Raw genomic sequence first — 15,505 nt, 5'->3', positions numbered from 1 at the left:
GACCTTAGATGGATCTGCTTAACGCTTCAGCTAACGGTTTCACATGATCCGCGGCAGGTACATTAGCCAGAAGCTGATCCCGAATATCGCTATTGAACAGTCCTTCACGAAGCGGAATAAGGCCAATACGTTCCATCCACTGCCATGCATGTTCTCCATATTCCGCTTCTTTGCGGTACCACAGGGCGAAAGCCGCCGCGATGTCGATTGCCTCTTCGTCACTGCTGCATACGCCAAGCAACTGCGGCGTCCGCAGCTCCTTGACTCGGCTGCCGCCTGCATAGATCTCCCAGCCTGCCGGCGTCCCAACAAGACCGAGGTCGGCGGTCAACGTCCCTGCGCGATGCATCGGACTGCCGGACACTGCCGCTGTAAATTCAGCCGGGAAAGCAAGACCTTCGAGCATCCATTCCAGCCGCGCGCCCAGCTCCACCGAATCGCGCCATGCCCCCGAATCATACTTCGGACCTGCACAGGTAATGACCGCGCCAAGCGGCTTGCCATATCTGGATGCCGCCAGCGGCATAGCCAGCGCCGCACCAACGGCGGCAACCTGCTCGGCGGCAATTCCTTGCAGATCCAGGCCGCCCGTGCTCGTCAGCTTCACGTGCGGAATTCTGAAACGATCCACGACTTCGGCAATGCGTCGCAGCTGATCCGCATTCGTAATTCCGCCATACATGCGCGGCATGATCGAATACGTGCCGTCAGCTAGATGCGAGAAGGCAAGACTTGCACCTTTATGCTCCGAATCAGCTTCAGACGAATCCTCGACCTTCGCCTTCCTCACAAAAGCATGAACTCCAATATAATACGTTAAAGCCGCTTGGCACACGTCGCAGCCATTCTCAGTCTTCCAACCGAGTGAATGTCTTACCGCAGCTGGATGCGTCTCGCTGCCGCCGGCAATCGCAACGCGAAGCTCGTTATGGCTCAGATTGGTACAAGTGCACACCGTTATCTTCGGCGGCTCCGGCTCTTCTTCGTTCGCAAGCGTATAATCCAAAATCGAGCACACGAGCGGTTTACAACCGCCGCATGAGCTGGAAGCCTTCGTACAGCTGCGCACTTGCTCGAACGTTTCCAGACCGTTCTCGCGAATTGCTGATACGATTGCACCTTTGCTTACGCCATTGCAGGAACAAATGGCATCTTTGTCGGACATTGCCGCGATTGACGCCATATCCGCTCCCTCGCCTGAAGCTTGCACCGCTTCCTTCTCCAAAACGGAAGCATTCGATTGCTGCTTAATATAACCGAGCAGCTTACCGCCTTCTGCGCTGTCCCCGAACAGGACCGCGCCGACGACCTTACTTTCCTTAACGAAAACCCGCTTGTACGTGCCTTTGATTCCATTGGACAATTTATAAGATGCATCTGTTGCGCTGTCGCGGATCTCGCCGGCCGAGAATACATCTACGCCCGATACTTTCAGATGGGAAGCGAGAATCGAGCCCTCGTACCCTTGTGTCTCGATGCCGCAGATGTGCTTGGCAAGCACTTTCCCCTGCTCATACAGCGGAGATACCATACCGTAAACCATGCCGCGATGCTCTGCGCACTCCCCAACTGCATAGACATCCTTTATACTCGTTTGCATATAATCGTTGACGAGAATCGCCCTATCGATCTCAAGTCCGGCTTCGGCGGCCAGCCTTACGTTCGGACGAACGCCGACAGCGATAACGATCAGATCTACGTTTATGATCGTGCCGTCCTTGAACAGCAGTCCTTCGACCCGTTTCTTGCCGAGAATTCTCTCTGTTTGCTTGGTCAGCAGGAAATTCATCCCCTGCTTCTCCAGCTCCCTGCGCAGCATGCTCGAGGCTTCCCGGTCCAGCTGACGCTCCATTAAATACTCATTAATGTGGATGACGTCGACCTGCATGCCAAGATTGAGCAAGCCGCGCGCCGCCTCCAATCCAAGCAAGCCGCCGCCGATAACGGCAGCCCGGCGATACGTTTTGGAAGCTTCCAGCATTGTGTTGCAGTCTTTAATATCCCGGAATGCGGTAACGCCAGGCAAGTTGACGCCAGGCAGTGGTAGCATGAACGGCAAGGAACCCGTGGCGAAAAGAAGTTTATCGTACGAGACAACTACCCCGTTGTTGCTGATTACCTGCTTGCGCTCGGTATCGACCCGGACAACGGGATCGCCAGGATGCAGCGTAATGCCGTTATCTTTATACCACTGCCAATCGTTGATCGTAATGTCGGCCAACTTCGTATCTCCCTGCAGGACCTTCGACAACATAATTCGGTTGTAGTTCGGGTGCGGCTCGCTTCCGAAGATCGTCACCGAGAATTCGTCCGGTGCCAGCTTCAGGATTTCCTCGACACATCGTACACCCGCCATACCGTTACCTATGACAACGAGCTTCGTTTTCCTCATACAATTACCTCCACTGTCCACACCAAAACTTTCATCCTTCGCGGTATAACCCTCTCGCTTCAGATACGTCGGACGCTATGCGGCGTGAGTCGCCCCTTTCTCTATGGCAGGGCGTAAGGTCCACACATTGAAACCAAAGCATACGGCGGTAAAAACCATCAATAAGATGAAGCCAAACACGTACGATCCGCTTGCGTCATGAATGAATCCGAGCAGCATCGGTGGGAAGAAGCCGCCAAGGCCGCCTGCTGCGCCAACGATGCCGGTTACGGCACCTGTATCTTGCGGCGAAACTTCCGGCACTACTTTGAATACGGCACCATTGCCAATTCCGAGGAACATCGCGCCCATCAGACAGCCTGCCGTGAATTGCGGAAGCCGTTCAAGCGACAATGTCATGATGAATGCGGCAATAGCGATGCCGCAGAACACGACGGCCAGCACGCGGCGCGAACCGGTCCGATCCGCCCATAAGCCCCCGAGCGGCCGGATGAGCGTCGCCAGCAGGACGAACACCGCCGTCCGAAGACCGGCCTCCGTCGCCGAAAGTTCGAACTGGTCTTTCAGAAGCGTCGGCAAGTACACACTGAATGCAACGAACCCGCCGAACGTCAAGAAGTAGAATAACGAGAGCAGCCAAGTCGATTTCTTGCGCAGCACCGTCATAGATTGCTTGAATGTTTTGACCGATGCTGGTTTAGGCAAATCCTGCGCCAGCAGCCAAAAGCAGATTGCCACCAAGCCGATCATGACCGCCAAGATGCGGAATGTACCACTCAATCCCGTATGCGCATGCAGGACCGGAACTCCGTAGCTTGCCGCCGCCACACCAAGATTCCCAAGCCCCGCAAGGCCAAGCACAAGACCTTGCTTCTGGGCCGGAAACCACCTGGAGATATAGGTCAGCGAGATTGCGAAGGTCGACCCGCCCATGCCTAGGAACAGCGCGCAGAGCAGCAAGGCCGGATAGGATGACGCGAAGCTGGCTGCCAAGAGCGGCACGATCAAGAACAGCATCGTTGCGGAGAATACGCGCCTGCCGCCGTATCGGTCAGCGTAGATGCCCATCGGGATGCGCATGACGGAACCGAGGAGCACCGGAGCTGCGACCAGCACGCTCGACTGGAAACCGGTCAGGTCATACAGCTCCTTGATCTTGACGACAAGCGGAGAAAACATATTCCATATGATGAAGGACGCCGCCATGGCGATCGTCGATAACAGTAAGGCCTGAATCTGTCTGTTCTTAGGAATGCTCATGTGACTACCCCTTCTTCCTGCCTATCCGTACCTAGGATGCGATCGTCTGACTTTTCGGGAGGTGAAGCCAAACATCGCCGCTCTGCCCGTCGATCTCGAGCTGATAGGTCGTTACACAGCCGTCATCCGGCGCCTGTACGAGCCCGTTCTGAAGACTGATCTTCCAATCGTGCAGCGGACAGTATACATGTTGATCGCAAACGATGCCTTCCGAGAGCTTGCCGCCCTTGTGAGGACAGCGGTTCTCGATTGCCTTCAGCTCGCCGCCGGTCATCTTAAACACGGCGATTTCGAGCTCGCCGATTCGTACAACCCGCGCACGTTTCTCAGCAATATCGCTTTCTTTGCCAATGTGGACTCTAGTCATCTCTCCAAACTCCTTCTCTATGTGCTTATCGTGTGGACGCCGGCATTCCTTCGCTCATTGGAGAAAACGTCTTGTTCAGTTCGTCCTTCTCGATAATTTCTTTCCACGGATCCTTTGTCAGGCTGAGCGAGTGTTCGATGCGCGATACAAGCGCCAGACGCTCTTCCTGCTTCTTGAGTGCAGCCTTCACTGTATCAAGGCCGATGCGTTCCAGCCATTCGCTGGTCCGTTCGTTGTATTTGCCCGTCTCGCGGTAGTATTGAATGAACGCGCCGCACCATTCCATGACCTCGTCCTCCGTCTTCACTTTGGTCAACAGATCGCAACCGCGCAGCTTCGTTCCGCCGTTACCGGAAATGTACAGCTCCCAGCCCCCGTCGATCGCGACGACGCCGAAGTCTTTGATCGTCGCTTCCGCACAGTTGCGCGGGCAGCCCGATACGGCCATTTTGAACTTAGCTGGCGTTGCCAGACGCTCGAACTTCTTCTCCATCTTGATGCCCATGCCCATCGCATCCTGCGTGCCGAAACGGCAGAAGGTTTCGCCGACGCAAGTCTTAACCGTACGCAGCGTCTTGCCGTATGCATAACCCGAAGGCATTTCGAGATCGGCCCACATCTTCGGCAAGTCTTCCTTCTTCACGCCAAGCAAGTCAATCCGTTGTCCGCCGGTCATCTTCACAAGCGGTACGTCATATTTAATCGCCACATTAGCGATCTTCTGCAGATCCGCCGGCGTCGTCACGCCGCCGTACATCCGAGGCACGACGGAATACGTGCCGTCTTTTTGAATATTGGCGTGGTTACGTTCGTTAACGAAACGGGATTCGCGCTCGTCTTCATGCTCATCCGGCCATATCATGCCTAAGTAATAATTGAGTGCCGGGCGGCACTTGGAACAGCCTTCCGTATTCGACCAGCCGAGGACATTCATGACTTCCTTCGACGTCGTCAGATGCATATTCTTGATCGCTTCGACCACTTCATCGCGGCCAAGCGTCGTACAACCGCAGATGCCTTCCTTCACTGTCTTCACACCATCCGCGCCAAGCACGTACGTCAGAACATCTCCCACGAGAGGTTTACAGCCGCCGCAGGATCCACCTGCTTTGGTGCACGCTTTAATTTCGTTAACGCTGCTGCAGCCTTTCTCGTTAATCGCATTCATAATCGCACCTTTGGATACCCCGTTACAGCCGCAGACGATTTCATCCTCTGGCATTCCTGCCACCAGCTCCGCCCCGGATTTCTGAGCGCCTCCACCGGACGCGCCGAGCAGCACTTCTTTCTCGCGTCCCTCAACGTCTTCACTGGTACGAATCATCTTGAACAATCTCGAGCTGTCCGTGATATCACCGAACAGGACGGCGCCGATCACTTTGCCGTCTTTAATGACGACCTTCTTGTAGACCCCGCCAAAATCATCCTGCACTCGTACCGAACGAGCTCCCGGAAGATCGTTGTACACCCCGGCAGAGAATACGTCAACGCCCGATACTTTCAGCTTCGTCGAGACGACCGAACCGTGATAGCCATCCGTCGCAAGTCCCGCCAGCCGCTTCGCGATGACCGCGCCTTGCTCGTACAGCGGTGCGACAAGGCCATAAGCGACTCCGCGGTGTTCGACGCACTCGCCGACGGCATATACGTTCGGGAGATTCGTCTCCAGAAGATCGTTAACGACGATTCCTTGGTTGATTGTTATGCCTGCTTGACGTGCCAGTGCAACGTTAGGCCGAATCCCGACGGCCATGACGATCAGATCCGCCTCTTCTTCCGTGCCATCGGTGAACCGCAGACCCGTTATCCGCTTCTTGCCATAAATGCGCTCCGTATTCTTGCTAAGCAGGAACTTCATGCCTTGCTGCTCCAACTCGCTGCGCAGCATCGTCGATGCCGTCTGATCCAGCTGGCGCTCCATGATGTAAGGGTGCTTGTGCACGACCGTTACTTCCATGTTCAAGTTAAGCAGCCCACGCGCTGCTTCAAGACCGAGCAAGCCGCCGCCGATAACAACCGCTTTGCGGTATTTCTTCGCCGTCTCCATCATTGTCTGGCAGTCTTGGATATCCCGGAATGCAATAACGCCCGGTTTATCAACCCCCGGAACCGGGAGGATGAAAGCGCTGGAGCCTGTCGCAATAATCAGCTCATCATATGGAAGCTTAAGACCTTTATCCGTCACGATCAGCTTACGATCGGAATCGATTGACGTAACCGTCTGCCCCGTGTGCAGCGTAATGCGGTTCTCTTCATACCAGGACCAATCGTTTATGACGATATCCTTCATATCAGCGTCCCCTGCCAGAACGGAGGACAGCAGGATCCGGTTATAGTTGGGGTGCGGCTCACTGCCGATGATCGTAATATCATAAAGGTTCGGAGCCAGCTTCAGCAGCTGTTCGATGCAATTCACACCGGCCATTCCGTTTCCTACCAAAACAAGTTTCTTTTTCATTGAAACACACACTCCAATCTACTATCTAACATTATTGTGTAAGGTTAATGCAGACAAGATAATTACCAACATCAGAATTCACTTTTTAATGTTACGTTTCCTTACATTCCATATTCATACTTTAACGTAGACCATTTGTTTTGGCAATGATTAATTCGACGAAATCGTTTCTAGCTGCCTGTAATCGCCCTTTTTGGCGAACGATATGTCTTCATATCGCTATTATTGTTCGTTTTTACACTTAAAAACAGTGACACAACACCGTTGATTGAGCTATTCCATTCATGTCTTGTTACATGAATAGCATTCGGTAAACGTGCAACTCACGCCTCCAAATACGGTTTCCATGTCAGGTTTATCGTTCAAAAGGAGCAAATTCAACCTATCTGGATCCTTAACGAATGGAATCGAAGCGAGCCTCATCCAGGTGCAAGGAGCTGATAATACTGACTAAACGAATCAATATGTAACATAATCTCACGTTGATCGCCCACCACTTAGAACAGAGGTATAAGGAGGCATACGCCTCCCTCAACCACGAAAAACTAGAGGCAAGAAATAGAAAAGAAACCCATGTCTTCTCATAGAAGACATGGGTTTCACTACATCCTGAGGCTGTCTCTTTGCAGCCTTTGCTTACCAGCAATAATCGTTTATCGGTAGATGTTAGCCTTCGTGTGTGATTCTTGGCCGAGATTCCTGCCTTCTGTAATCCCCAGGAGACATCGTACTTACTTTCTTAAACGCGCGTGTAAATGAGATCACGTTCGAATATCCGCTTCTGCCTGCTATGGATTGAACTGTGTCCGAGGTTGTTCGGAGCAGCTCTTTCGCATGCTCCATCCGCAGCCGGATCAGAAAGTCCATGAACCCTTCCCCGAATTTATCCTTGAACAATTGGCTGAGGTATTTCTGGCTCAATCCGAATTGATCCTTAAGACGGTCAAGTGACATATCCGGGTCCGTATAATTCAATTCTATAAAGCCGCGCACTTCAAGCAGGAGCTGATGGTGGTGATTGGCTTCGGAAACGCTGCCGATGAGCTCACTCATTTCACAAAGTACAGCGAGGAACTGCATTTGAATTTCATGCAGCGTCTCCGTGTTATCCAACACATCGGTCAACGTCGAAATTCCATTCTCTTTCCACAGCTTCTGGTATTCCGGCGCCAGCTCGCCAATCGATCGTTCCAAGTGAAAGATCAAATAGTTGAGTAGGCTGATCACGTCATCCTTCGACAGCTGTGCGAAGCGAATATCATGAAACAGCTGATGAAGGGTCACTTCCCATCCCGGTGCTCCCATCCGATAATCCTGCGCTAGCGAGCGGATCGACTGAAGATAGGAAAACAGCTCAGCACCATGCTTCATTTTGGTTTCACTGAAGCCGATAACCGTCCCGAACCCTTTGAAAAACTTGTAGGTAATAGCCTCAAGCGCTTCGTGATAAGAGACTGTGATTTGATCATGATGGAGGGCTACTGACCCTTTGCCGATCGATACGGTCAGAGGCAAATGGCGAGCTACCCACGCAAGAAATTCCTCGCACGCCTGCCTCGTAGTCTCATCATGGCTTCCGGCGGATTGCAAGGCGATGCAGATTAGCCTCTTTCCGGTAACCCACTCGCTCCAGCTCGCCAGGTTATGTTGGTGAAACATTTCTTTTGCGCAATTATGAATGGCGTACATCAGCAAAAACTGGTCCTTCTTTGAGAAACGGCTGCAAAAGTCAGCATAGTTATCGATTTCTACCGCAAGCACTTGTGCACCATGTATGGAAAAGGGAAGACCGTAATTGGCCATTTCGGCCGCCCATTCATCGTCACTGATAAGCCGAACACCCTCGATGACCTCATATAGAAAATGCTTTTTCCGAAGTGTCATCTCTTCTTCATGACGCTTATCGTTCATGGTTGATCGTTTCTTCAAATCCTCGATCGCCGTCTCGATCAGCATAAACTCATTGGCACCTGCTTTTGCTTGCTTAGGCTTGTCGCTCACGAGGGACTGGATCTGGGCGACGACGTTCTCAAGCGGGCGATAATTTCTTCTGGTGATGAAGACGATTGCGATCAGACCTAGCAGAACGACTACAACGCCAAGCAGCAACCAGAGTTTGGATATTTCAAAAACAAATGTACTGAGCTTGCCATCTTCAAGTCCGCTGCTGAATGTCCAATTCAAATAATCCGACTTATTCACTGCCAATACCTGACGGTCGTCCTGATCATCGGGATTGCCAAGAATGTCCGTCCCTTGGGGACCCGCGATGGAGACGAAGCTCACATCCTTATTATAGGTTTGCTCGACCAGCTGCCTTAGTGAATCGATCTTGACATTAACCACGATCAAACAACGCTCACCAAGCACCGTAAAATGGACTCTTGCAAGCGTTACCACTTGCTTGGGTACGGACTTATCGAACACCTGATACAGGTGAGGCGTTGTCCATTTCACGGATCCCTTTGCCCGCATGACGTCTTGTATGTATGCCCTTCCGGGAAACTCATCCTCGGCAAACATATAATTTTCCGTCAAAACGACATTGTCGCCGGGACGGAATAGATAGACAGAATCCACGAGAGAATTCTGTCTTTTGAAGACGTCGATCTCCTTCAGAACGTCCTTGTTCAGCACAACGTTCTGCTTGTTGTCTGCCTGAAAAAACCGGTTCAGCACAATGTTGTTCAAAGAGAAATCGACCATGGCATAATCTATGGTAGAAAGTGAATTCTCCACTTTATCCATGGCGAGAAGATTGAGCACCCTGTTCGCTTTTACCGCATCTCTCTTGGACTGCGCGCTTAATTCCTGAAAAAAAATAAAGAACAGGAAAGAGGAGATAAAGAAAACAATCGGCAGATACGAGAGAAGCATACGGTAATACCATGGTCGTTTCATCGGCATCCCCCACAACCGGAAGCGAGTCTGCCTACAATGGCAGACCCGGAATCCGTCAAAATACATGCTACTTTTTATACTGTTCGTCGTATGCCTTCTGGTTAGCGTCAATATAAGTATTCAATCCAAGACCATCAAATCCTTTTACATAGCTATCCCAATCCTTCTCTAGATCATTGCTGCCGGTAATAAACTGAAGCGCATTCGTATTAATGTAATTCATGATATCCGTCTTTAGCTGTGCGATATTCTGCGCTTCCTCCGGGTTGTACCAGATGGCAAGAGGAAATGACTCTTGAGGCTTGAACGGAACCAGTTTATCAGTCTGAACGGCAAGATAGCGTTCGAAGCCGTCCGGCTTGGTAATATCCTGTCCTTGGGCACGACCGTTAAAGAGTTCCGCCGGCGTATACTTCAGTCCGTTATCCCAAGTCACGCTACGCTTATCCTCACGTTGATAAGGCTCGGTCGCCGAATATAACGCCGACTTCCCGTCGATTCCCTTCTCATCTGGTTTCGCGTCATTCCAGCCAATCCCCTTAGGACCATACATTTCATCAAGCGATCCATCCTGAGAGAAGAGGTAATCAACGATCTTGATCGCCGCGATCTGCTGCTCTTCACTGGCCTTGCTCGTAATCGCAAAGAGTCCGCTTCCCACGCTGCCGCCGAAGTAACCCGTGAACTGAGCTCCTCCAGGGCCTTTGACCGGAGGGACAACTTCGTACTGCGTCCATCTGCCATCATCACCAACAGTTACCGAACAGCATCCGCCAGTGTAAGCTCCCATAATAACCGTGTCGGGGTTGTCAGCAACCTTCTGCAAACCCTCGAAGTTTTGTGTGTACGCCTGAGGATCGATCAAGCCCTCTTGATATAGCTTTCTAATATAAGCCAACCCTTCTTTCCATTCCGGCTTATTAGCCGAAATATCGACCTTCCCGTCATGTAAAGTAAGAAACTCGCTATCCGTCGCGTATATAAAAGAATTCATCAGATAGTAAGTCGGTTCCCCGTGCCACCACTTGGTCGCTCCTGTGAGCGGAATTTCATCCTGTACCCCGTTGCCGTTGGGATCATTCTCTTTAAACGATTTCAAGACATTGTAGAGCTCATCGGTTGTGGTCGGCATCTGCAGATTAAGCTTTGCCAGCCATTCTTTATTGATATATAGCTTTTGAGCGTAATCACAATGATAGCATTCTTCCAGTCCAGGCAAAGCATAGATGTTACCGTCCGGTGCCGTCACGCCCTTGAGCAGGTAAGGCGATTTCTCGAAGGCAGCTTTAATATTGGGACCGTACTGATCAATGAGTTTATTCAACGGAATCAGGATCCCGCTCTGACCATACTTGATCTGGTCATTTTGGTTAAAATCGCCGCCGAAGAAAACTGCCGGGTAGTTCCCGCTTGCAAGAAGCACATTCTGCTTCTCCAGCACTGCGTCTCCCGGTACAAGCGTCCATTTAATATCCACATTGAATTGTTCAGCTATCTTCTTGGTCAGGTCGTTATTGTCATAATCCTGAATCGCAGAAGACTGAACACTGAATGCGGGGAGTGAAATTGTAGCGCCCGCGGATGCGGAGTTCCCCGAATTCCCGTCTTTATTGACAGCTGTATCGCTCGTGTTCCCCGTACTCGAATTGGAGTCGGAATTTGACGAGCATGCACTGAGTACAAGCACGACGGCCAATAGCAATCCTAACAATTTCCTCATGAACGATAAACCTCCCATAGGATATATAGTCAAGCCATGTCTATTTGATTAGCCTTTCAACGAACCGATCATCATACCTTGGACGAAGTACTTCTGAATAAACGGATAGAAAATCAGAACCGGAAGGCTTGCCACTACGATCAAGGCATATTTAAGAAGTGTCGCGATTCGTTGAAGAGCAATCATACGCTCAGGATCGGCAATGATTTTTCCGGGCTGCGTATTCAGAATAAGAATGTTGCGCAAGATCAGCTGCAGCGGGAACAAGTGGTCTGAATTCAGGTAAATCATTGCGTCGAAATAGGCATTCCAATTGTTCACTCCGTAAATGAGTACCAGTACCGCAAGGATTGGCTTTGCAAGCGGCAGTACAACCCGCCAGAAGATACCGAACTCACTACAGCCGTCTAGCTCTGCAGCTTCGTACATTTCATCCGGAACACTGGTTTGGAAGAAAGTCCGGGAGACAATGACCTGAAATACCGCCAAGGCACCGGGAAGGATTAATGCGAGCCGTGTGTCAAGGATGCCTAGCGATTTGACAACCAAATAAGTGGGGATCAGACCGCCGCTGAAAAATATCGTGAAAACCATTAGACCCATGATTAGTCCTCTGCCATAGAGCTGTCTTCGCGCAAGCGGATAAGCAATCATAACGGTCAAGGATACTTGAACCAGCAAGCCTGCTACCGTGTAGAATATAGAATTCAAATAGCCTCTCAGCAACTGCGAGCTTTCAAAAATCGCTTTATATGCCGCAATTGTGGGTTCAATTGGAAAAATAGTGACGCGCCCCTGAATGACGGCATCGGAGTCACTGAAAGAAGAACTGACGACATTGAGCAGCGGATAGGCTACGATGACGAGTATCATAAATAAGATCGTATAGATCATGCCCAGGAAGATTAGATCACCCCGGCTCTCTTTGATTCTAATCGGCCTCGACATGCGGGCGCCCCCTTTCGTCTTCACCATAGGCTGTGTTCCGAGAATCGCCGCGAGATACCATTGACGAGGACCAAGAGAATGAAGGTAATCGCCGAATTGAAAACGCCGATCGCTGTGGAGTAGCTGTAGTTTGCATTGATAAGCCCTACTTTGTAGACATAGGTGGCAATGACCTCGGAGCCGGGAAGATTGAGCGAATTTTGCAGTAGGTATGTCTTCTCAAACCCAACATTCAGCACATCACCCGTGCTTAATATAAGAAGTACGATAATAGCCGGCATGATGCCCGGAAGATCCACATTCAGTATCTTCTTGAAGCGTGATGCTCCGTCCACACGGGCAGCCTCGTATAGATCCGGATTGATGCCAGAAAGCGCCGCTAGATAAATAATGGAGGCATAGCCCATATGCTGCCACATATCTGTTATTGCATAAACATATTTAAAATCCTGCGCGCTCCCCAGATAATTGGCGGCTTTCGCACCGAAGAACCCGAATAACTTGCCGATCTCCCCCGTCGGGGAAAGGAACAGAAGGATCATCCCGCTCATGACGACCGTTGAGATGAAATGAGGTGCGTAAGTAACCATCTGGACGGTTTTCTTGAAAAACCCGGTGCGAATTTCGTTCAAAAACAAGGCCAAGATGATCGGAGCCGGGAAATTGAAAAGCAGCGTTACCATGCTGATCTCAAACGTATTCTTCAGAATGGGCCAGAAGTTCGGGGACCGGAAGAACTGACGAAAGTACTGCAACCCAACCCAGTCGCTTCCCCATACCCCCTTCACGATGTTGTAGTTCTTAAATGCGATCTGTACACCGAGCATAGGAACATATTTAAAAATGATGATGTACGCTAGCGGTAAAAGAAGGAGTACATATAATTGCCAATATCTCGCAAACCGTTTCCGAATCAGCCTATGCTCGTTCATGCAGCACCTCAAGCACATATTTCCCGTTTATCCTCGTTGCATGATCCGGTTCTTTCTCAGCCAGTTCAGATTCTTCTTCGACCATAATCCAGCCGTCATAACCCATTTTCTTCAGGAAATCCACGATAGCAGGATGGTCAAGTATGCCCCCTCCCATCGTTCGCCACTGTTTGTCAGCGGATATATCCTTGAAATGCACGTGGCGAATGATAGATCCCTTCTCGCTGAACATGGCTGTCGCATCCATACCACCGCTTGCGATATGTCCCGAATCTGGGCAATACCCCACGTATCTCTCGTCCAATCCCGCGAACATCACGGCATAATCCTCTTTGGTACGAAAGACCGATCCGGGAGGAGAGTTCGGATGATAGGCGCAGATAATACCTTGGCTACTAGCGCGCTCCGCCACCGAATTGACGCAGCTCAGCGCATGGACTTGCCGTCCTTCGAGATTCGACCGGTCTGCTCCCGGAAGCTGTACCAGAATCAGACGCGCTTCCGGAAAATGACCCAAATAAGCGATAAGCCGGTCTGCTTCTGCCTTCTCTTCATCCGTCTCCTCCCGATGCAGCCAAGGAAGTGCCAATGTCAACGCAGCCAGCTCCAACCCCCTTGCCGACAGAGCTTCTTTCAGCAGCATGGGGTCGTCGTAAAAGCTGCCAAGCATACAAACCTCAGCTTCAACGCCGCTAAAACCTGATGCCTGAATCGTGTCCAGGATGTCGGCAAAGGAATCCTTGAATTTGTCATAGGACATCTGCCAAGTGTAGGTCTGGCAGCCGAATTTAATCGCCATTTCAGCCCACCTCCTTAATCCGATCCCTTATGAAGGGCACCGAAGCTTTGCCCCATGCTTCCACCTGTGCATTAAAACAGAAGTCTACGCACCACCAGTCCAGTTTTGCGATAACCGGTCTCAATTCGGTCAAGATTTCACGAAATTCGATGTACCCGGCACCGAATTCTGCATGGGTACTGGTTTCTTCGTCATGCAGCGTTCCGTCGGAATCGATGAGATGGAGGTGTCCGATATGCCCGCTTAGCATACGCGCATATTCCATGACACCGTCTTGAAGAATCTCCTTCTCCCCGTCATGCCTTGCGCCTATGACGCCGCTCATATAAGCATGGCTTGTATCGAACAGGATTTGAAAAGCAGGATGATGAATCGTCTCCACCATTTGTTTGACTTCGCTCGGCTTGTTCAGCCAGAAGCCGGGCTCGAATTCCCATACGATACACATGCCTGACTGTTCAGCCAACTCGGCGGAAGCCCTCCAGGTTTCCGCGAGTCGATCAAACCGCTCAGCGTATTCCTCTTCCTCCAGATGTTCAGGCGGGCTTACCGTATCGACCCGAATCGTTGTAATCCCCAGATCACTGGAAAACGCGATATAACTCCGCAGCCGTTCCAGATACCGCTCTTTTTCGACAAGCGCCGGCGGTACCATAGTAAAGTCCGGTGCGTAGCCCGATATCCCAAGTCCGTACGATTCGATCTCCCGTAACAGCGCAAGTCTGCTCTCTTGCGTAGGATGGCTTGCCGGTGTCGGATGAGGCGCGAAGCCGTTGATCTCCACACCGTCAAAGCCTGCTCCTTGCGCGTATTGAAGAATGCGAGAGAATGGCCAGGGTGAGGCAGCAAATGGCCCGAATGCAAATGCCCAGGAGCCGATCGAGATTTTCGGATTCATCATCGTCCTGACCTCCTTCATTTAACTGCTATGTTTTAGAAGAAACGACAGCGTGGTTTCGTTAAACTGATCGAGCTTCTCCCAGTGGTGCGTATGGCCGCCGCCCCGGAACACTGCAAGCTCCGCGCCAGGAATGGCTTCAGCGATCTTCTCCGAATAATGCAATGGTGTAAACAAATCCATATCTCCCGAGGTAATCAACACGGGTATCCGGATCTCATGCAGCCGGTCATGCGTATCATGCGAGATACAGGCATCACACTGGGCTTGGAACGCGTGGAGTGGCATGGGATATGGATACGCCTTTCCCGCTTCCTCTCTTTGCAGCAGATCGTCAAGCCTGTTGATATGCCACTCGGGCGTAAAAATCCATAACTGCAATAGCCGGTTGAATGAAACAGGGTCGGCTTCCGCACGCAGCGAGCGGAAGGCTTCGAAGATCCGAGCGGTGTATTGGTCGCATCGATCCCATGAAGCAATCAGCGTCAGCGATCGAATCCGCTCCGGTGCAAGCAGCGCAAGCTCCTGAGCGATTCCGCTCCCCATGGAAATGCCAGAGACATGCGCCTTTTCGATTCCAAGAGCTGCCATCAAGCCTGCTGTGTCTTCCGCCATCATTCTTGTCGTATAGGGGCCATTCGGCTTATCAGAGCGGCCCGCACCGCGATTATCCACCAGAATGCAGCGGAAGTTCTGCTCGTAAGCCTTCACGTGGTCCTCCCAGGTCGGTCCGTCTGCCCCAAGACCCATAAGAAGAATTAAAGGCTCTCCGCTTCCGCGTTCTTCATAATGGAGCTGAATGCCATTGGTTGTTACGATAGGCATTGGAT

Annotated in this window: 11 protein-coding genes; all 11 read right to left on the bottom strand. The window is 51.3% G+C overall.

Annotated elements, in window-relative coordinates; genetic code table 11:
- Window positions 1–4: 4 nt before the first annotated feature.
- A complete protein-coding gene (gene nirB, locus AC0YNX_RS02955; RefSeq protein ID WP_475814145.1) occupies window positions 5–2,392 on the bottom strand; it encodes a nitrite reductase large subunit NirB in 2,388 nt (795 codons plus the stop codon).
- 75 nt (window positions 2,393–2,467) lie between these two features.
- Entirely contained in the window at window positions 2,468–3,652 is a 1,185-nt protein-coding gene (locus AC0YNX_RS02950) for a nitrate/nitrite transporter (RefSeq protein ID WP_475814144.1), read from the bottom strand.
- A 31-nt stretch (window positions 3,653–3,683) separates the two neighbouring features.
- The gene (gene nirD, locus AC0YNX_RS02945) at window positions 3,684–4,019 is read right to left on the bottom strand and encodes a nitrite reductase small subunit NirD (protein WP_475814143.1); all 336 of its coding nucleotides are present in this window, start codon (window positions 4,017–4,019) and stop codon (window positions 3,684–3,686) included.
- Window positions 4,020–4,044: 25 nt separating this feature from the next.
- Window positions 4,045–6,477 (bottom strand): nitrite reductase large subunit NirB, encoded by a 2,433-nt coding sequence (gene nirB, locus AC0YNX_RS02940; protein WP_475814142.1) that lies wholly within the window; start codon window positions 6,475–6,477, stop codon window positions 4,045–4,047.
- 666 nt (window positions 6,478–7,143) lie between these two features.
- A complete protein-coding gene (locus tag AC0YNX_RS02935) occupies window positions 7,144–9,378 on the bottom strand; it encodes a helix-turn-helix domain-containing protein (RefSeq protein WP_475814141.1) in 2,235 nt (744 codons plus the stop codon).
- Window positions 9,379–9,445: 67 nt separating this feature from the next.
- Window positions 9,446–11,098 carry a type 2 periplasmic-binding domain-containing protein gene (locus AC0YNX_RS02930; RefSeq protein ID WP_475814140.1) on the bottom strand — a complete coding sequence of 551 codons (1,653 nt, stop codon included), beginning with the start codon at window positions 11,096–11,098 and terminating at the stop codon, window positions 9,446–9,448.
- Window positions 11,099–11,146: 48 nt separating this feature from the next.
- Window positions 11,147–12,046, bottom strand: a complete 900-nt coding sequence (locus tag AC0YNX_RS02925; protein ID WP_475814139.1) for a carbohydrate ABC transporter permease — start codon at window positions 12,044–12,046, stop codon at window positions 11,147–11,149.
- A 20-nt stretch (window positions 12,047–12,066) separates the two neighbouring features.
- Complete coding sequence (locus AC0YNX_RS02920) at window positions 12,067–12,873, bottom strand: ABC transporter permease (protein WP_475814138.1); 807 nt, start codon at window positions 12,871–12,873, stop codon at window positions 12,067–12,069.
- Window positions 12,874–12,964: 91 nt separating this feature from the next.
- Complete coding sequence (locus tag AC0YNX_RS02915; protein ID WP_475814137.1) at window positions 12,965–13,777, bottom strand: sugar phosphate isomerase/epimerase family protein; 813 nt, start codon at window positions 13,775–13,777, stop codon at window positions 12,965–12,967.
- A 1-nt stretch (window position 13,778) separates the two neighbouring features.
- Complete coding sequence (locus tag AC0YNX_RS02910) at window positions 13,779–14,678, bottom strand: sugar phosphate isomerase/epimerase family protein (RefSeq protein WP_475814136.1); 900 nt, start codon at window positions 14,676–14,678, stop codon at window positions 13,779–13,781.
- A gap of 18 nt (window positions 14,679–14,696) precedes the next feature.
- A complete protein-coding gene (locus AC0YNX_RS02905; RefSeq protein WP_475814135.1) occupies window positions 14,697–15,500 on the bottom strand; it encodes an alpha/beta fold hydrolase in 804 nt (267 codons plus the stop codon).
- Window positions 15,501–15,505: the final 5 nt, after the last annotated feature.

Source organism: Paenibacillus sp. J31R98, assembly GCF_056269245.1.
Note: the sequence above shows the minus strand (reverse complement) of the source record. Positions and strands in the feature narration are given on the sequence as shown.

Coding starts and splice junctions, on each gene's coding strand:
- nirB (WP_475814145.1), bottom strand. CDS start 2,392: ATGAGGAAAACGAAGCTCGTTGTCATAGGTAACGGTATGGCGGGTGTA.
- AC0YNX_RS02950 (WP_475814144.1), bottom strand. CDS start 3,652: ATGAGCATTCCTAAGAACAGACAGATTCAGGCCTTACTGTTATCGACG.
- nirD (WP_475814143.1), bottom strand. CDS start 4,019: ATGACTAGAGTCCACATTGGCAAAGAAAGCGATATTGCTGAGAAACGT.
- nirB (WP_475814142.1), bottom strand. CDS start 6,477: ATGAAAAAGAAACTTGTTTTGGTAGGAAACGGAATGGCCGGTGTGAAT.
- AC0YNX_RS02935 (WP_475814141.1), bottom strand. CDS start 9,378: ATGAAACGACCATGGTATTACCGTATGCTTCTCTCGTATCTGCCGATT.
- AC0YNX_RS02930 (WP_475814140.1), bottom strand. CDS start 11,098: ATGAGGAAATTGTTAGGATTGCTATTGGCCGTCGTGCTTGTACTCAGT.
- AC0YNX_RS02925 (WP_475814139.1), bottom strand. CDS start 12,046: ATGTCGAGGCCGATTAGAATCAAAGAGAGCCGGGGTGATCTAATCTTC.
- AC0YNX_RS02920 (WP_475814138.1), bottom strand. CDS start 12,873: ATGCTCGGTGTACAGATCGCATTTAAGAACTACAACATCGTGAAGGGG.
- AC0YNX_RS02915 (WP_475814137.1), bottom strand. CDS start 13,777: ATGGCGATTAAATTCGGCTGCCAGACCTACACTTGGCAGATGTCCTAT.
- AC0YNX_RS02910 (WP_475814136.1), bottom strand. CDS start 14,678: ATGATGAATCCGAAAATCTCGATCGGCTCCTGGGCATTTGCATTCGGG.
- AC0YNX_RS02905 (WP_475814135.1), bottom strand. CDS start 15,500: ATGCCTATCGTAACAACCAATGGCATTCAGCTCCATTATGAAGAACGC.